The sequence below is a fragment of the Lentimonas sp. CC4 genome (assembly GCF_902728235.1).
Lineage (GTDB): Bacteria > Verrucomicrobiota > Verrucomicrobiia > Opitutales > Coraliomargaritaceae > Lentimonas.
This window is the reverse complement of the sequence record NZ_CACVBO010000001.1, coordinates 1,683,297-1,700,754: the sequence shown is the minus strand read 5'-3', so window position 1 is coordinate 1,700,754 and position 17,458 is coordinate 1,683,297. Positions and strand designations below refer to the sequence as shown.

General features: G+C 52.2%; 19 protein-coding genes. 11 read left to right on the top strand and 8 right to left on the bottom strand.

Annotation, left to right across the window (positions count from 1 at the left end):
- The first annotated feature begins 180 nt into the window (after window positions 1-180).
- The 4 genes from queA to GZZ87_RS07505 all read left to right on the top strand — a co-directional run bounded on the left by queA (window position 181) and on the right by GZZ87_RS07505 (window position 3,319).
- Window positions 181-1,269, top strand: coding sequence for a tRNA preQ1(34) S-adenosylmethionine ribosyltransferase-isomerase QueA (gene queA, locus GZZ87_RS07520; protein WP_162027932.1), 1,089 nt, complete (start codon window positions 181-183; stop codon window positions 1,267-1,269).
- A gap of 68 nt (window positions 1,270-1,337) precedes the next feature.
- Window positions 1,338-1,862: an RNA polymerase sigma factor gene (locus GZZ87_RS07515; RefSeq protein WP_162027933.1), complete on the top strand. Its 525-nt coding sequence runs from the start codon at window positions 1,338-1,340 to the stop codon at window positions 1,860-1,862.
- A 3-nt stretch (window positions 1,863-1,865) separates the two neighbouring features.
- Entirely contained in the window at window positions 1,866-2,744 is an 879-nt protein-coding gene (locus tag GZZ87_RS07510) for a hypothetical protein (RefSeq protein ID WP_162027934.1), read from the top strand.
- 2 nt (window positions 2,745-2,746) lie between these two features.
- Window positions 2,747-3,319 (top strand): YceI family protein, encoded by a 573-nt coding sequence (locus GZZ87_RS07505; RefSeq protein WP_162027935.1) that lies wholly within the window; start codon window positions 2,747-2,749, stop codon window positions 3,317-3,319.
- Window positions 3,320-3,553: 234 nt separating this feature from the next.
- Here GZZ87_RS07505 and GZZ87_RS07500 read toward each other — a convergent pair whose 3' ends face one another.
- Together GZZ87_RS07500 and GZZ87_RS07495 are read right to left on the bottom strand one after the other, a co-directional pair.
- A complete protein-coding gene (locus tag GZZ87_RS07500) occupies window positions 3,554-4,555 on the bottom strand; it encodes a ParB/RepB/Spo0J family partition protein (protein ID WP_178092124.1) in 1,002 nt (333 codons plus the stop codon).
- Window positions 4,556-4,557: 2 nt separating this feature from the next.
- Window positions 4,558-5,166 (bottom strand): LysM peptidoglycan-binding domain-containing protein, encoded by a 609-nt coding sequence (locus GZZ87_RS07495; RefSeq protein ID WP_162027936.1) that lies wholly within the window; start codon window positions 5,164-5,166, stop codon window positions 4,558-4,560.
- Between the two features lie 111 nt (window positions 5,167-5,277).
- Between GZZ87_RS07495 and lgt the strand changes: the two genes are divergently transcribed.
- Entirely contained in the window at window positions 5,278-6,126 is an 849-nt protein-coding gene (gene lgt, locus GZZ87_RS07490) for a prolipoprotein diacylglyceryl transferase (protein ID WP_162027937.1), read from the top strand.
- On the opposite strand, the gene GZZ87_RS07485 is transcribed toward lgt, so the two are convergent.
- Entirely contained in the window at window positions 6,123-6,968 is an 846-nt protein-coding gene (locus tag GZZ87_RS07485) for a universal stress protein (protein ID WP_162027938.1), read from the bottom strand. The two genes, lgt and GZZ87_RS07485, sit on opposite strands and share 4 nt — an antisense overlap.
- Before the next feature lie 144 nt (window positions 6,969-7,112).
- Window positions 7,113-8,408 carry a glucose-1-phosphate adenylyltransferase gene (locus tag GZZ87_RS07480; protein WP_162027939.1) on the bottom strand — a complete coding sequence of 432 codons (1,296 nt, stop codon included), beginning with the start codon at window positions 8,406-8,408 and terminating at the stop codon, window positions 7,113-7,115.
- A 74-nt stretch (window positions 8,409-8,482) separates the two neighbouring features.
- On the opposite strand from GZZ87_RS07480, the gene glmS reads away from it, so the two are divergent.
- Window positions 8,483-10,330, top strand: a complete 1,848-nt coding sequence (glmS, locus tag GZZ87_RS07475; protein WP_162027940.1) for a glutamine--fructose-6-phosphate transaminase (isomerizing) — start codon at window positions 8,483-8,485, stop codon at window positions 10,328-10,330.
- An 80-nt stretch (window positions 10,331-10,410) separates the two neighbouring features.
- Here the strand turns inward: glmS and GZZ87_RS07470 are convergent, their stop codons facing one another.
- Both GZZ87_RS07470 and dtd read right to left on the bottom strand, forming a co-directional pair.
- Window positions 10,411-10,935 (bottom strand): DNA-3-methyladenine glycosylase, encoded by a 525-nt coding sequence (locus GZZ87_RS07470; protein WP_162027941.1) that lies wholly within the window; start codon window positions 10,933-10,935, stop codon window positions 10,411-10,413.
- Window positions 10,935-11,390: a D-aminoacyl-tRNA deacylase gene (gene dtd / locus GZZ87_RS07465; RefSeq protein ID WP_162027942.1), complete on the bottom strand. Its 456-nt coding sequence runs from the start codon at window positions 11,388-11,390 to the stop codon at window positions 10,935-10,937. Before dtd ends, GZZ87_RS07470 begins: the two co-directional genes overlap by 1 nt.
- Window positions 11,391-11,514: 124 nt before the next feature.
- Between dtd and GZZ87_RS07460 the strand changes: the two genes are divergently transcribed.
- A complete protein-coding gene (locus tag GZZ87_RS07460) occupies window positions 11,515-12,729 on the top strand; it encodes a SpoIIE family protein phosphatase (protein ID WP_162027943.1) in 1,215 nt (404 codons plus the stop codon).
- A 253-nt stretch (window positions 12,730-12,982) separates the two neighbouring features.
- On the opposite strand, the gene GZZ87_RS07455 is transcribed toward GZZ87_RS07460, so the two are convergent.
- Both GZZ87_RS07455 and GZZ87_RS07450 read right to left on the bottom strand, forming a co-directional pair.
- The gene (locus GZZ87_RS07455; RefSeq protein WP_162027944.1) at window positions 12,983-13,717 is read right to left on the bottom strand and encodes an RsmE family RNA methyltransferase; all 735 of its coding nucleotides are present in this window, start codon (window positions 13,715-13,717) and stop codon (window positions 12,983-12,985) included.
- Window positions 13,718-13,762: 45 nt separating this feature from the next.
- Window positions 13,763-15,091 (bottom strand): MATE family efflux transporter, encoded by a 1,329-nt coding sequence (locus GZZ87_RS07450; RefSeq protein ID WP_162027945.1) that lies wholly within the window; start codon window positions 15,089-15,091, stop codon window positions 13,763-13,765.
- 528 nt (window positions 15,092-15,619) lie between these two features.
- Between GZZ87_RS07450 and GZZ87_RS07445 the strand changes: the two genes are divergently transcribed.
- From GZZ87_RS07445 to GZZ87_RS07425, 4 genes are all read left to right on the top strand, one after another.
- The gene (locus GZZ87_RS07445; protein WP_162027946.1) at window positions 15,620-15,925 is read left to right on the top strand and encodes a DUF2007 domain-containing protein; all 306 of its coding nucleotides are present in this window, start codon (window positions 15,620-15,622) and stop codon (window positions 15,923-15,925) included.
- Between the two features lie 289 nt (window positions 15,926-16,214).
- Window positions 16,215-16,430 carry a hypothetical protein gene (locus GZZ87_RS07435; protein WP_162027925.1) on the top strand — a complete coding sequence of 72 codons (216 nt, stop codon included), beginning with the start codon at window positions 16,215-16,217 and terminating at the stop codon, window positions 16,428-16,430.
- Window positions 16,431-16,502: 72 nt separating this feature from the next.
- Window positions 16,503-16,823: a YbjQ family protein gene (locus tag GZZ87_RS07430; RefSeq protein WP_162027948.1), complete on the top strand. Its 321-nt coding sequence runs from the start codon at window positions 16,503-16,505 to the stop codon at window positions 16,821-16,823.
- Between the two features lie 43 nt (window positions 16,824-16,866).
- Window positions 16,867-17,442, top strand: coding sequence for a hypothetical protein (locus GZZ87_RS07425; RefSeq protein ID WP_162027949.1), 576 nt, complete (start codon window positions 16,867-16,869; stop codon window positions 17,440-17,442).
- The last annotated feature ends 16 nt before the right edge of the window (window positions 17,443-17,458 follow it).

The following is a 17,458-nucleotide window of genomic DNA, read 5'->3' as shown; positions in this document are numbered from 1 at the left end:
CCTACAACAAGGACAATCCACTTGCGACTTATTCAAAAAACGACAAAGCCCTCGAATACACACACCTACACGATATGACACTCAATGGTATCATACCAAACAGTGTAAAAAACAAAGTTCCCGCTTCAGCCGCCCTCTTTCAGCTTTCCACTTTCAATTTCCCTCTCTAAAAGCCTCCAAATGGACAGCGCCCTATTTGATTATCACCTACCCATGGAACGCATCGCACAAGAGCCCGCGGCTCAGCGAGATGCCTCACGCTTGATGGTCGTCGACCGCAAGACTCGACAGGTCACACACACCACTTTCGCCCAAATCGGCGAGCATCTGCCCGCGAACGCGCGCTTTTTTCGCAACAACGCGGCGGTGCTGAAGGCGCGCCTGTTCGGCAAGCGCCCGACAGGCGGCAAGGTCGAATGCCTGCTCCTACAGCCAGCCGAGGACGCCGTCACATGGTGGTGTCTGCTGCGCCCAGGCAAAAAGACACTGCAAGGCGGCACCTTCGGCATCGAAGGTGAATACACCGCAGAAGTGCTAAATGCTGGCGAAAATGGCAACTACCGTGTCCGCTTCCACCCCGTGCGCGACGAATCGGTGACCGATCTTTCCGAGCGTCTCGGCATTATGCCACTGCCGCCCTATATCGAGCGCACACTCGACGATCCACGCCGCGACAACGACAACGAGCGCTACCAGACCGTCTACGCCGACTACGATAAACGCGTCGCCGTGGCCGCACCGACCGCAGGACTCCACTTTACGCCCGACCTCATTGCCCAACTCGAAGCCCGCGGCGCGCACTTCCACGACCTCACCCTGCAAGTCGGCATCGGCACCTTCCACCCGATCCAGGTAGACAATATCCTCGACCACAACATCCACCACGAGTGGTATGAGATCCCGGCCAGTGCCTACGAGTCACTCAAACAAACCGAGCCCGGCCCACGCGTGGCCGTCGGCACCACCTCGGTGCGCTCAATCGAAGACGCCATGGCTCGCACAAAAACCGCGCCTGACACCTGCCTCACACCCTCTGGCTCAGTGCAGGCGGAGGCCGACATCTTCATCTACCCGCCCGCCCGACTACAGGCAGTCGATGCGCTGATCACTAATTTCCACCTTCCAAAATCGACGCTACTCTGCCTCGTTTCAGCATTTTTAAGCCCTGGTGACGACAAGGGAATCGAGTGGCTATTGGAACTTTACGCAGAAGCAATTAAGCGTAACTATAACTTTTATAGCTATGGCGATGCCATGCTCATTTTATAACCCCTTAATGCCCTCTATTTCAGTTACTTCATTTTTTTTAGGAATAAGCTGCAATAGGTGCCACTCACATGACAACAGAAACCAATTTGAACTTCGAAGAAATAGTGAGTGCCTACTACCAACCGCTCTATCGTTTCGGCTATAGTCTAGCTAAAAACGAGCATGAGGCAGGCGATTTAGCCCAACAGGCCTTTTTCATATACGCTGAAAAAGGTAGCTCGCTGCGCGATAAATCGAAGGTCAAGTCTTGGCTCTTCACCACACTTTACCGCGAATTCCTAAAACGTAAACGTAAGGACTCTCGCATGGACAGCTACGAGCCCGAAATGCTCGAAAATGCGGGAGGTGCCATTGAGCCTCACGTGCGCCGGACCATGGATGGCAATCTCGCCGTCGAAGCCCTCGAAGAAGTCGACCCTATTTACCGCGAGCCAGTCTCGCTCTTCTATCTCAAAGACCTCTCCTACAAAGAAATCGCCGAGATCCTCGATGTGCCCATTGGCACCATCATGTCACGTCTCTCTCGCGGCAAAGCCCAGCTTCGTGAGATTTTTAAACGCAAAGAGACTGAAACGTCCGCCAACACACTTTAAGCTATGGATCGCGAAGAAGCACAAAACATTCTCCAGCTCTGCCGCCCCGATAATATCGAGGATCGCAACGACCCGCTAATCGCGGAAGCACTCGAGTTGCTCAGTCAAGACGCCGCACTCAACGCATGGTTTGCAGAGCAACAAGCCCTCGATAGCGAAATCACCGCCAAGTTCGACCAGATCGAGCCACCAGCTGATCTGAAAGCATCGATCTTGGTAGGCATGCGTGCCCACGCAGCTCAAGCGGAGCTACTCATCGGCGATACCGTCGAAGACGAAGAAGAACACGAGCATATCATCCCGTTCCCACGCCCTGCCAACAGCTCAGACCACAGCTCCGCATTGCGCCCATGGATGGGAGTCGCAGCGGCAATTGCCATCGCAGGCGTCGTCCTACTGCTACCAGTTCGCAAAGCACCTTCCCAGCTCGCCAACAGCGATACACCCGAGAACGGTCCAGTCATCGCCACCGCTGGCGTGCCTAGTCTCGTCAATTTCCTCGCGGATCAAATCACTGAATTCAAGAAAACCGCGCCCTTCGAGAAAAAGGCTCCGCAGCACTCCGATCTCCAACAATACTTGGACGAATCCGGCAAGCCCAGTCCAGGCCAACTGCCAACCGAACTCGAAGGCATGCCCAGCCTCGGTTGCGTCACCTTTAATTTCAACGACTGCGACGTCAGCATGATTTGCTTCAAGCAAGACGGCTCGGTCTACCACCTGATCACTACAGGCAAAGACACCTGCCCAAAGACTTACTCGCAGCAGCCAGCCGTCTACGAGCACGGTGGCAAAAGCTTCAAAACATGGTCTCAAGGTGACAAGATCTTCCTCATCTGCGTCGATGGCACGCAGGAAAACCTACCAAACGCTGCCCAATAAATATGAAACAAGCACTTCTCACGATACTCGCCAGTTCAGTTGCGCTAGTCTCTGCAAACGCAGAAATCGAAACTTACAAAATCGACCCAGTTCACTCCTCGGTTAATTTTGAGGTTCGCCACTTCGTCTCAAAGACCACGGGCTCCTTCAATCAATTCGAAGGCACCATTTTATTTGATGCGAAAGACCCAAGCAAGAGCAGCGTCGAAGCCACTATTAAAGTGCCATCCGTCAACACCGCGAATGAGAAGCGTGACACACATCTGCAAGAAGACGACTTCTTCAATGCCGCTAAATTCCCAGTGATCACCTTCAAGTCCACAAAATGGGTGGCCGACGATGACGACAAGGATGAGTTCGAAGTCACCGGCTTACTCACAATGCTTGGGGTCAGCAAAGTAATCAAACTCGAGGTCGAACTACTCGGCATAGGCGAAGGTATGAAAGGCGCACAGCTTTCTGGGTGGGAAATCGAAACCGAACTCGACCGCACCGATTGGGGCATCAACGGCGGCAAGCCAGCAGTCGGCACAGACGTTGACATCACGATCAACATCGAAGCGATCAAGCAATAGTCCAACTTCGTAACGTATTCAAATTTACAAAAAAGCCACGGCAATGACTGCCGTGGCTTTTTTTTGGTTGATCGTCCACTTTTTGGGAACAATTGAGTAGCGCGCGCAAAGAGAGTGACAGACCTCGCGCGAGTTCGCGACAGATCCTATAGCGGCTGTAGCGATGGCACGCCAGTGCTGTCGATGGATACTCGATGACTGATCCTACGACGGCAGCCGCTCCTAGCAATCGACCTACCCCTGAATCCCCAGCTTTTCGAGGATGCGGTCGAGATCTTCGTTGCCAAAATATTCGATCGTCAACTTCCCCTTCTTTGCGCCGTGCTTGAGCATGCAACGCGTATTAAAGTGTTCACCGATACGCTTCTCTAGATCACGGATCACCGTTGCTTGGGCTTCCGCCGATTTAGCTTTTGCCTGCTTGGTGGTGCCGGAGCTTTCCTTCAAATTGCGAACTTGCTTCTCTGCCTCACGCACACTCATGCCGGTCTCGATGATACGGCGCGCAAGCAATTGACGATGCTCCTCACTTTCCAACCCGAGCAACACCTTCGCATGGCCAGTCGAAATGAGACGACGACTTAGAAACCCTTGTATCTCATTACCTAGCGATAGTAAGCGCAGCGCATTGGCAATCGATGCGCGCCCCTTACCGACACGCTCAGCCACTGCCTCTTGCGTCAAATCGAAGTCACGCACAAGGCTCGCATAGCCCAATGCTTCATCAATCGGGTTGAGATTTTCACGCTGCAAATTCTCAATCAGTGCTAAGGTCGCAGACGATGCATCACTGGCCTCAATAATACGCGCCGGCACATTCGCTTCCTTAAGATACTCAAATGCACGCAGACGGCGTTCGCCAGCAATCAGCTCAAACTGCTTGCCCTTGGCACGCACGACGATCGGTTGCAGCAAGCCTTCAGATTGAATGCTCTTCGCCAACTCCTCAACATGCTTCGGATCGATCTCACGTCGCGGTTGATACGGATTCGCAACGATATCTTTAATCGAAATATCACGATAGCCGAGCGCAGACACCGCAGCTGTGGCCACCACTGGCGCTGGAGTTTTCGCGGATTCAGGTGCCAGTGCCGAAAGCTCAACCTTTGGTTTTGCTGCAGCCTTCTTTACTGGAGGGGCGGCTTTGGTCGGAGCCGCCTTTTTGGCGGTTGCACCAGTCGTGCCAGAAATGAGGCCACCTAGGCCACGGCCGAGTCTGCTTTTAGAACTTGCCATAATTATTGTGCAATCGGGATGAAAATGGTTTCGCCAACACGTAGATCCTTTGCGGGATTTGTGATTTTGTTGGCATTCTGAATATGCTTCACTGTTGAGCCGTGCTTGCGTGCGATACCGCTGAGAGTGTCGCCACTACGCACGACATAGGGCTTACCAGTCTGCGGATAGTCTTCGGAGAAATGAACCTGAGGCGCCACATTCGGCGTGCTACCGACCACCTCGGCCATGTTCTTGAAATTCGTATCCACCTCTTTGCCCAGCACATTGATTTGGCGCGTCACCTCAGAGATGATCTGTTTCTTCTGCGTTTCATCGGCTTGGCGATACTCGCGACGCAGCGATTCAATCGCAGAGGACATACTAGAGAGTTGTGCTTGCGTGTCGCGGTTCGACGAGGCCGCGGCGACTTGAGCACGTAGCTTTGCGTTCTCACGGCGCATGTCTTCCATTTCGAGGCGCATGGTTTTGAGTTGCTGAGCGAGCAGATTCACATCTTGGCTCAAGTTCGCAACGGAGACGCGCAAGTTATCAGACTGCGCGGATAAAGTAGTATTAACTGAGAGGGCTCCTAAGAGGATCGCGAGAGCCACGCGAAATTGCGTCATCATATGTCATTTGAAGATTGAAGCGCACAGGGAAAAGTCAAAGCCAGAAAAGAATGTGGCCGAGAAAGTCGCGGTGCTTGCCCTCAGCGGCGCAGCACCTATACAAATTCAACCATGGCCACGACTAGCAGTTACTGGGTGCACGACCTAAGCCCCTTCCTTATACGCTTCCCCGAGAATTCAATCGGGCTGGATGGCATCCGCTATTACGGGCTCTCCTACCTCTTCGGATTTCTCGCCGCATGGGCGCTCCTGCGCATCTATAATGCCAAAGGTAAGTTCGCCATCGACGCAGATGCGCGTGCCACGCTCATGACTGCAGTGATACTCGGGGTGATCGTCGGCGGTCGTCTCGGCTACATGCTGCTCTACGATTTGGAGGCATTTCTACAAAATCCGCTCCTGCTCCTTAAAGTGAACCAAGGCGGCATGGCCAGCCATGGTGGTTTCCTCGGTGTGCTACTCGCGGTGGTCTGGTTTGCACGAAAATATAAATATATTTTTTTCAAGCTCGGCGATGTCATCGTCACCCTCGCACCACTGGGTCTCTGCTTTGGGCGCATTGCCAACTTCATCAACGGCGAACTCTGGGGACGTGTCACTGACGTCAAATGGGCAGTCATCTTCCCGGACAGCCCAGCGGTTTATAATGCGGCACTGCATATCTTCGCGCCGGAACCACGCCACCCGTCACAACTCTATGCGGCAGTGCTCGAAGGCGCCCTACTCTTTGCCTACGCGCAATGGCGCTTCTGGCGCACGAACCCGCCTGCAGGACAACTCGGCGGCGAGTTCCTCATCGGCTATGGCATCGTCCGTATCGTCGGAGAGCTCTTCCGTGAGCCAGACGCCGCACTCATCATGGGGCTCAGTCGCGGCCAGTTCTACTCGATCTTTATGATTATCGCAGGCGCACTGATCATTCGAATCGCACGGCGCAAGCAGACATCGACCAGCGCTTAGCGGAAGCAAAGCACTGGCACATGACAACGACGCAGTAATGTAGTCGTTGTGCTACCGATCAATAGGTCACGAATCCGGCTGTGTCCATAGGCTCCTGCGACCAACAAATCGATTTTCGAATTTTTCACATAGTCTGCGATCGCCACCTCGGGCTCGCCACTCAGCACTTGGCAATTAGGATACAGGCCAGACGCATTCATAACGCGCTCTGCTTCGGCCAACTGTGCTGCGGCTTCGTCTTCTTTATGCCCTTCGACCGCAGTCACCACATGTAAATTAAACGCTCTGAACAATTCAGACTTGGCCATAAATTCGAGTGCCTTCTGACAACTATCGCCACCATCATACGCAATCGCCACATTATCAATCGGCCGAAAGTCCCGCGATGTGACTAAGCACGGCTTACTCGCAGCACGCACCACACGCTCCAACATCGAGCCCAAGTGCTCAGTCGCAAAATTCGCATTCTCGCCACGCTTACCAATCAATATTAGATCCGTCCGCTCGGCGTAGCTTTCGATCGCATCGGTTAACATGCCAGTCTCATGGTGAAACGTGACGCGTTCCGTCATTCCCGCCGCTTCGAACACGCCCATCGCAGACTCTTCGACAAACTTAGCCTTGTGCTCCTCCACCTCCTGAAGTTGCGAGATCATTCCCTCATATGGCTGAATCCCCAAACTACCGCTCAAATCACCCACCACGGGCACCTCAAACTGCCGTAAATCCGTGACATACAGCACCTCGACGCTGGCTCCCGTTTGCTTGGCAAGCCATGCACCATAACGGCAACACTCTTGAGAATAATTTGAGCCATCAGTGCAAATAAGTAGGTTCTTCATCGTCGATATGGGGTTGGGGTGAAAACAAGAATCGTTCGTTTTACTGCGATACAAATCATGCAATCGAATGCCCTAAATAGCAACGAAAAAGCCGCAATTCTTACGAATCGCGGCTTAGTAAAAAAAACGAAAAGTGACCGAAATTTATGCCTTCAACACGAAACCATCGGGCACGACAGTCCCTTTGCAAACGACCAGCACACCATCGCGAATCGCAATATCCACGCCTTCGCCAAATTTATCAGGAAGCCCAGCTGGATCAAGCACCACATTCTTACCGATGCGGACGTTCTTATCAAGGATCGCATGCTTGACGACACTGCCCTCGCCGACGCCGATAGAAGGGCGACCAAGCGCGGCATTCTCCTCTAACTCGTCTGTGGTTTCAAACCAATCAGCGCCCATCATCACAACGTTCTCCAAAGCCGCTCCGCTATGCACGACCGAACGCACACCGAGCGAGCAACGCGTCAGCGAACCATTCGTCACGATGCAACCGTCAGCCACCACTGCGCGATCAACCTTACAAGAGTTCAACTTCGAAGCAGGCAACAGACGAGCACGTGTATAGATCTTCGCTTCTTCATCAAAGAAGTTAAACGGAGGAATCGCATCAGTGAGGCTCAAGTTCGTATCGAAAAACGCCTTAACGGTTCCGATATCTTCCCAGTATTCATCAAAGACGTAGCTGTGCATCTTCTCTTCACCAAGCAGCCCAGGGATAATTTCCTTACCAAAGTCAGTCGAATCAGTCGCAAGCGCATCCTTAAGCGCCTTGGAGTTGAACACATAAATGCCCATCGAGGCCAAGCAGTAATCTTTATCACCAGGGTTGTGCATTTTCTGACGCACACTATCACCCACCGAAAGTCCCTTGATCACTTCTGGGTCTGTCGGCTTTTCAACAAACTCTGTGATCTCAAGATTATCATTGATACGCATCAAGCCGAGCCCTTCTGCCTCATCGAGTCCAAGCGGCTTGGCAGTAATCGTAATCGACGCACCAGACGCATCGTGCTCGCGCACAACATCTGCAAGATCCATGCGGAACAGTTGGTCGCCAGAAAGAATCACATACAAATCGTCATCACTGGTGCCTCCAAAGTGATTCATGTTTTGGCGAACTGCATCCGCAGTGCCTTGATACCAACCATCACTCGAATCAGTTTGCTCCGCAGACAAAATATCCACGCACCCACCGCCGAAATAGTCGAACTTGTAGGACTCTTGGATGTGTCGGTGTAGCGAAGCGGTGTTGAACTGCGTCAACACGTAGATCTGGTTCATTCCCGCATTCAAACAGTTACTAATTGGAATATCGACTAAGCGATACTTACCAGCGAGAGGGACAGCTGGTTTGCAACGTTCTTTAGTTAAAGGGCTTAGACGAGAGCCGCGGCCGCCTCCCATGATAATGCAGATAATCTTACGCTTCTTCATATATAAGTATTCGGGGTTAATAGAGTTTCCAATTATCTTGATTAGTAGCGTATCTGGCGCTGAATTGAAGCTTTATGTGTGGAATAGTTGGATATATCGGCCGCGATCGAGCGGGAAGTGTGATGCTAGACGGACTCAAGCGTCTGGAATACCGTGGTTACGACTCCTCCGGCGTTGCAGTCTGGACAGATGACGGCATCAAACAGACCAAGCGCACAGGGCGCGTCGTCGAGCTGGAAACGGCTCTGGGCGATGATCTCGGCGGCACGCTCGGCATCAGCCACACACGCTGGGCGACCCACGGAGATGTCACCGAAGCCAACGCGCACCCACACACTAGTAGCGATGGAAAAATTGCACTCGTGCATAATGGCGTGATCGAGAATTACAACGGCATGAAGAAATTCCTGACCGGGAAGGGCTACAGCTTTCAATCTCAGACAGACACCGAGGCACTCTGCAACCTGATCGCCTATCACTATGCGAAGGAAACCGAGGCTAAAGATAAAAACCGCTTCCTTGAATCGGTGCGCAAGAGCCTCCGCCACGTCGAAGGCACCTACGGTATCGCCGTCATCTGCACCGATTTCCCGGGAGAACTCATTGGCGCTCGTAAGGGCTCACCGCTGATTCTCGGCCTAGGCAAAGGCGAAAACCTCCTCGCTAGTGACGTCAATGCCATCACGCACTGCACACAAAACGTCGTCTACATCAACGACAACGAGGTCGTGCACCTCAAGGAAGACGACTTCTCCATCACCACCGTCAGCAGCGCCAGCGTCGAAGCAGTCATTCACGAAGTGGACTGGGATACCTCCGAAGCTGAGCTCGGTGACTACGATCACTTCATGCAGAAGGAAATCTTCGAGCAGCCAAATTCATTGAACAACGGCATGCGCGGACGTTTCTCAGACGACGGCAGCACCGCAGTCTTTGGCGGATTGAACCTCAACTCGCAAGAACTGCGCCAAGTCGACCGTATCCTCTTTCTAGCCTGCGGCACCGCATGGCACTCCTGCTTGGTCGCGGAATATCTGATTGAGCGCTTTGCCCGCATTCCGGTCGAAGTCGAATACGCCTCCGAGTTCCGCTACCGCAACGCACCGCTCGATAAGAATACCCTCGTCATCGCGATCAGCCAATCAGGCGAGACGATTGATACACTCGGCGCACTGCGCGAAGCCAGACGTAAGGGCTACCGCACACTTGCAATCAATAACAGCGTCGGTTCCACCATCGCCCGCGAAAGCGACGGTGGCATTTACCAACATGCTGGACCTGAAATCGGCGTAGCGTCGACCAAGGCATTTACCTCGCAAATCATGATTTGCGCAATGCTCGCCCTCTATCTAGGCCGCCTGCGCGACCTGAGCTATGGCGACGGTATCGACATCGTCAAAGCACTCAAGAAAGTGCCCGAGCAGGTCGAAGAGATCCTCAAGCAGAACGAGAAAATCAAAACGATCGCGAAGAAATACGCAAAATACGAAGACTGCCTCTTCCTTGGCCGCCAACTCATGTTCCCGATCGCTCTGGAAGGCGCACTCAAACTGAAAGAAATCTCCTACATTCACGCCGAAGGTTATCCTGCAGCTGAAATGAAGCACGGCCCGATCGCTCTGATTTGCGAAGAGTGCCCGAGTGTGTTCCTCGCTACCAGTGGTGAAATTTTCCAGAAGAGCCTCGCCAACCTGCAAGAAGTCAAAGCGCGCAAGGGCAAGGTCATCTGCATCGCAACGGAAGACTGCGAAATGCCGGAAGACTTGGCCGACGACACCATCATCGTCCCAGAGTGCCACGAAATCGTCACACCGATCCTCATGAGTATTCCGGTTCAACTCTTAAGCTACCACGTCGCACTTGAGCGTGGTTGCGATGTAGACAAGCCACGTAATTTGGCGAAGTCGGTGACGGTGGAGTAGTCGACCCTAATTTGGCGAACTGCATCGTATGCATCGGTCACTGATAGTAGGCTCCTACCACCTGACTTCTAACGACTCCTTTAAGGCTTCCAGACGAAACGCCACGGCATCGCCGCCCATTCAGCTCCCGCATAATCGACTCCCACACGGGGTGTCGCGCTGATCTCGTCGGCGCTCACCTCTGCTTCGACATCTTCGATCCACAGACCGCCGACGCGAGTCAGTAGCTTGTCATTAAACGCGCTGGTAATCTGAAAGTGCTTGGTCAAACGCCCGGGCCCTTCAACGCCCTCGACTCCTCGAATAAGAACCGCGGCAGGGTAACCCTTCTCTCGAGTGGTGACATTGAGCAGCCAATGCACACCGTAGCAAAGGTAGATATAGGCACGTCCCGGGGGGCCATACATCACCACATTGCGCGTCGTAGGTCCCTGGCTCGCATGCGAAGCGCGATCCTCGAAGCCATCATACGCCTCAGTTTCGCAAATTCGTGCACGAATAATTTTACCTGAATCCAAGCGCCGGCAAAGCTGCTTACCAAGCAACTCGCGGGCAACGTCCAACGTTGGCCGATTAAAAAATGCCTTACCGATCACGCGTGCCATTAGAAACTACGCTCCTTAGTATCGACCACCAGCGTCACCGGCCCGTCATGATGCGCTTCGATATCCATGTGCTCGCCAAAGCACCCAATGGGCACTGGTTTACCCAGAGCAGCCGACAATTCCTGGACAAACTGTTCATAGAGCGGAACCGCTTGCTTAGGTAAGGCCGCACGGTTGAAGGATGGTCGATTTCCTTTCTTTAAACTCCCAAATAAGGTGAACTGGCTAATTACTAGCGCCTCACCCTCGATATCAAGTAACGAATGATTCATCCGCCCTGAATCATCCTCAAAAATACGCAATTTTACAATGCGCCCGACCAGCCATAATACATCCTCGGCACTGTCATCCTGCCCCACTCCGAGGAACACCAAGACACCCGCATGGATCTGTCCCACCGTAGTGCCTTCCACCACAACAGAAGCTTGAGAGACGCGTTGAATGACTGCTCGCATAAGGTTCAACAAATGCACCCAAACAACAGTTCATGGCCAGCAGAATTTTAAATGAAATAATACAAATGATCCGTCAGGAAACATTGCCAAGCGAATGAACAACCGCAAGGCTTAGCACCCAGAGATGAACAAGCCGGAAAATACAGAACTCGACGAAAATAGTATGCTCCTCAAAGCGTCCCCCAAGCGCCTCTTTGAAAGCCTCATGGAGCAAACGGCAGATCGCATCTACATTAAGGACAAACAGAGTCGATTCGTAGCAGTCAGTCAGGCACTCGCCGACATGCACGGCTTCGCCGATCGCCATGAACTGGAGGGAAAGACAGACTTTGACTTATTCTCAATCGAACACGCGCAACAAGCGTTCGACGACGAACAAAAGATCATCGAGACCGACAAGCCACTAATTAACATCGTGGAAAAAGAGACTTGGCCCGATGGCAGCACCACTTGGGTCACCTCCAGCAAAGCACCTTTACACCTGAACTCTGGCAAACTCGCAGGGATTCTCGGTATTTCACGCGACATTACTGATCAAAAGCTCGCACAAGAGAAACTAGCGCAAAGCGAGCAGCGACTACGCGAGCAAAACGCGATCATGAGCGCCGACTACGAAAGTGCTCATAAGGTGCAAAGCGTGATGATCCCAGGTCGCGTGCCTAAGATAAAAAACATTAACATCGCCTACCTCTGGAAACCGATGACAGCCGTCGGCGGCGACCTCGTCAATTTCCCCCGCAACCCGAACAACTGCCTACTCTTCTACTTAGGCGATGTGTGTGGACATGGTGTGACTGCCGCATTCTACACCGTGCTGCTAAAATATCTAACTGCGCATCAAGGCGAAGTCTATCAGGACGATCCGGCCGCTTTCCTCAATGCAGTCAACAAAGAGATAACTGGCCTGTTAAAATCTGGCTTCGTCACCGGCATGGCAGGTCACTTTAGCCGCAGAGAGGAGGACGGCAGCCGCACCTTGCACCTCTCGAATTGTGGACATCCACTCAACCTCGTTTACCGAGCAGCTACTAAAACAATCGAATCGATATTTCTCCCCACCGGTATGGTCATGGGCCTCCCAGGTGGCACGGCGTCCGACAAGTTCAACCTAAAACTGGAAAAAGGTGACCGCTTCTACACCTATACCGACGGCATCCTCGAAGCGAGTAATCCAGCAGGCGAAGAATTCTCACGCCAAGGACTCGAAGATTGCCTCTTGCAGCATGCCGATCAGCCAATCCAAGAGACACTCAACATACTCTACAAAACTGTCGAGGAATTCACAGGAACGACCGATCAGCAGGACGACATCACATTGCTCGCCTTCGAGCTGACCTAGTGCCTCTATCTCGCATGATTCCACATCACCGACGCTCATGGGAAACTGCCCAAACCTGAAGCGCCTTTAGCGTTGAGCGGCACAAACATTGAACGCTCAACATTGAACGTCCAATTTTGAATAACAAAGCGCATTCATTCAATTTGCCCAGGTTCACCGCAACTGACGACAGAGAGTTTCATTGCTACGCCACCTCCGGACTTCGGCGAGCTCAGTCGTGCCGCAGACCTCCGTCGACGTTCGAAGTGAGCGTTCAATATTCGATGCGCGTCGCCTGATCCACCACACTTAGGATATAGGCCGACGCCGTCTCGGTGCGCAGCACATTGGCTCCCAGGCGAACGGCTTTAAATCCGGACTCGCGCAGCAGATCATACTCCGCCACGGAAAAATCACCTGCCGGTCCGACGGCCACCACGATCTCGTCCAATGAGCCCGCGTGCTGCAATGTTTCGAGTAAAGGCCGACTGCCCTCCTCCAAACTCGCCACCACACGCAACTCACCGTCTTTGATTGGACTCGCCTCCAACCAATCCTTCAAACGGCACGGCTCTGGCAACTCAGGCACGTAACTCAGCCCACATTGCTTGCAGGCCTCAATCACCGTCAGCTGCCACTTCTCCATTTTCGGTGCACCATGCTCCCCTTGATCGGTAAACACTGGTTGAATCACCGACGCACCGATCTCCGTCGCCATACGCAGAATCAGATCCATCGCCTTCCCCTTCGGCACGGACTGGAGCAAAGTCACACGCGGACTCGGCACGGGCACAGACTCGACCGACTCCACCGCAACACGCACCGCCTTACCATTCGCGATCTCAATCGTGCCGAGATAACGCGTGCCCTTACCATCTAGCACTTCGATCGTCGAACCAACCTTTGCACGAAACACTCGCACCAAATGATGACTCTCACGAGCATCGAGGGTCAGGAAACCTTCACCCACCGTAGCCTCTGGAAATAAAAATGATCGATAACGTGCCATGCCAGTAACTTGAATCGTTCCTTCGCCCCAGACAAGCCCCCACTCTTACAGCTTCTTCAATTGATACCCTAAGCGAGCTGACAAAATAAACGCCGAAATACACAAGCCCGCTGCCAAGCCGATCCACAAACCAACGGCCCCAACTTTCAAATAAAAGGCTAGATATATCCCAATCGGAATCGATAACACATAAAACGATACCGCATTGATCCCCGTCGGCACCAGCACGTCATGCATCGCACGCAACGCACCCATCACAGTGACCTGCACCCCATCGAAAATCTGAAACACGCCCGTCAGCGTCAAAAACGACGCAGCCAAAGCAATCACCTTCACGTCATTGGTAAATAGACCCGCAATCGCCTCGCCAAAGAAAAAGAACGAACTCGCCGAGATAGTCATCACTCCAACAGCCATCAGCGCCGCCCCGAGAATGATACGCACACAAGTCGCCTTCTTCGCACCGCCCAGCGCATGCCCCACGCGGATCGTCAGCGCCATCGACAAGCCCAGCGGCACCATAAAGGTGGTGGTCGCGCACGTCAGCGCGATCTGGTGCGCCGCCAACGCAGCACTACCAAACTGCCCCATCAATAACGCGCAGGCCGCAAATGCTGAAAACTCGATCACAATCTGCACCGAAACAGGCATTCCGATCCGCAATAAGCTCTTAAAATTCGCCATCTGTAGCGGAGCCCACCAGCGCTCCGGCAATCCTACCGACAATCGCTTCGAGCACAGCACATACCACACGACCACAGCCACACCGACGATTCGCGCTAAAAAGGTCGCCAGCCCCGCACCGGTCAATCCCATCTCAGGCGCTCCCCAATGCCCGAATATCAGCATATAGTTCAATCCAATATTCAGCAGCACCGTCCCCAGCATCAGCCACAGCAACGGCCACGGATTGTGAAAGGCCTCCGAATAACTCTTCAGCGCCAACATCGGCACCATCGGGATCAATGACAGCGACAACCATACCAAATACGACGGACTCAGTGCCACCACTTCCTCAGGCTGACCGAAGTGATCCAGAAACGGCAAACACACCAATAAACAGCCCGCCAACACCACGCCTAATAGAACAGACCCGAACAGCCCATGCCGCAGTGACTCACCCGCATCGACCAGCCGACTCCCTCCATACGCATGCGCCACTTGGATCGAGATCGCGACAAACAGCCCAAACGCCAGCACAAAAGCCACATGAAAAATCGTATTCACAAATGCCGCAGCCGCTAACTCCACCGTGCCGACCTGTCCAATCATCACCGTATCGGCCAAGCCCAGAAGCATCTGACTCAGCTGCCCCGCCACAATAGGCGCTGCCAACAACAAAGTTTTCCGATTTTCCTGTAAGAGTGAACGCATCTCTCACCACAGTCCCGCATCTTGCCCGTTTCACAAACAAATAGCGCCTCAAGCGAAGTGACACAGACATTGCTACGCCATCTCCGGAAGACCTACGTCCTGTCTGTTCCCCGCAGCAACACAGGTCTCCCCCCTTCAGTAACCACTGAAGCATGACATCTCAAAATCGCTGATCATCCAAAACAGAATACTATGTAATAAGTTCACCACCCCTACATGAACTTAAAAACGTTTGACAAGATTCCAACGAGGAATATAGCTTAAAGGCTCGAATAACAGCCTGAGCAGAAGGAATTATATCCAGAAACTAGTAGGAGGCTCGATTACGACGACAATGAACATGCCCGGCTATCCATTTTTCATAACCCACGATTCAGACGGAAGTCGCAGTGAAAATGAATAATGAGAAATGAGTCGATGAGGTCAGTTTAAAAGAAATAAAAGAACCCAACGAATCGGACAACCAATGAGTTCCGCTTCCACTCACTCATTGATACCCTGCACGCCCACCCCAAGAAAGCACCCTCTATGAAAAAAGTATACAGCCACCATGACAGCTCAACCGTCGGACTCATCGACGGAATTTTAAACGGCGCTGGAATCCCGACACTTTTGAAAAACTGGACGGGTTCAAATATTACAGAAATCCCGATCCCCATCCTATACCCAAGCATTTATGTTTTGGATGACGCCAATGCACCTGAAGCACAACGGATCATCGAAGAATACTTAAATCACGACGTTACAGAACACCCAGAATGGGAATGCCCCGTATGCAAAAGTGTCGTCGACGGATATCTATCCGAATGCTGGTCATGCCAAACGGAGAAATGAAATCTACATGGATAACTCTTGGATAATCACGATCATCGTAGTGCTAGAGCTAGCGTGGCTTTGGACATTACTCGCTCACTTAAACAACAAAGACTGCAATCCGACCGATAAGATTTGTTGGACACTCGTCTTGCTCATGCTGAACGCCTTAGGGATGGTGCTATTCCTCATAGGAGGCCCAAAAGAAAAGAATGAAGGCCTTTCAGAGGAAGCCCTTAAACGGTCTTTCAATGAAGGCCGACGATAATGTGCGAGACTTAGCCTCGCGCGATTTAACTCTCAGACAAAAATGAACACACTAGCTTTCATACAGAACATAAGTGGCCCTGAAATACTGATCCTCAATTTAATCTGGTTGATTATTGGAGTGATCCCATTTTGGCAGATTTTCAAGAGAATTGGATGGCCTCCGGCACTCGCCTTGCTAGCCGTCATTCCCGGTGCAATTTTTGTGATGCTCTACGTTGTCGCCTTCGCCAGTTGGAAGCAGCCAAACACAAACTAGACAAGTAATCCCCATACGCTCGCGTTTCACTTAAACATGATTGACACGCCAGCATCACCTAAAAAAACAATTATGATACTCACAAATACACCCACAATTGAAGAATACCAAATCACCCACACACTAGGTCTCGTCAGTGGCAACATGGTGCAGTCAAAACACATTGGACGCGACATCATGGCCGGCCTAAAGACGATTGTGGGCGGTGAAATCGAGGGCTACACAGAAATGCTGATCGACGCACGAAAGAAAGCAGAGAGCCGTATGATTCACCAAGCGAAATCACAAGGAGCGGATGCCATTGTGAATGTGAGGTTCACGACCAGTGCAATCGCACAAGGCATGTGCGAGCTGCTGGCTTACGGCACTGCAGTTAAAATTGAAAAACGCTAGCTCGATCGAATCAAATAGTGAGCGGCGCGCTTCGGGAAATAAAATGAAACACCTCCTGATACTCATCTCATTACTTCTCTTTGCAGGTTGCGAGGTAGAGCAGGTCTTACTTCCCAAAGAAGAGGTCCCTATTGGGTATATCTACCCTGAAGGCTCCAGCCTTTCTGTGGATCATGTCGGTTCGGTTAAAGAGTTAATCCAACAAGTAGCGGAGCAAGAAGGCATTCTCATCGAATTCGTAAACTTCAAGGACTTCGACACAGCCCTGAAACTAGGCAATCTAACCTGGAGACAGCTATTTCAGATTGCCCTAAGTTGCGGATCAATATCCTACTCACACTTGGAAGGAAGCAAGACCATTGAAATATCCCCAACCAAGAGCCTAATCAATGAACCCCGGAGACAGATAGCAATTCAACCGACCCATCTTCAACCAGAGGAAGTCATGAATAGATTATACCCGTTGGTCGATGTTGCAGCCAACGAAGACATCGAGGTCGACTCAACGCGACATGCTGTCGTATTTACATTAAGGGCAAGTCGCCTTTCAATGGTCTTTGAGATACTCGAACTTATAGACAAACCAAGTCCAATCAGTCTCGATTCTCTAGATAGCTAGAAAACCATCGGGCTGC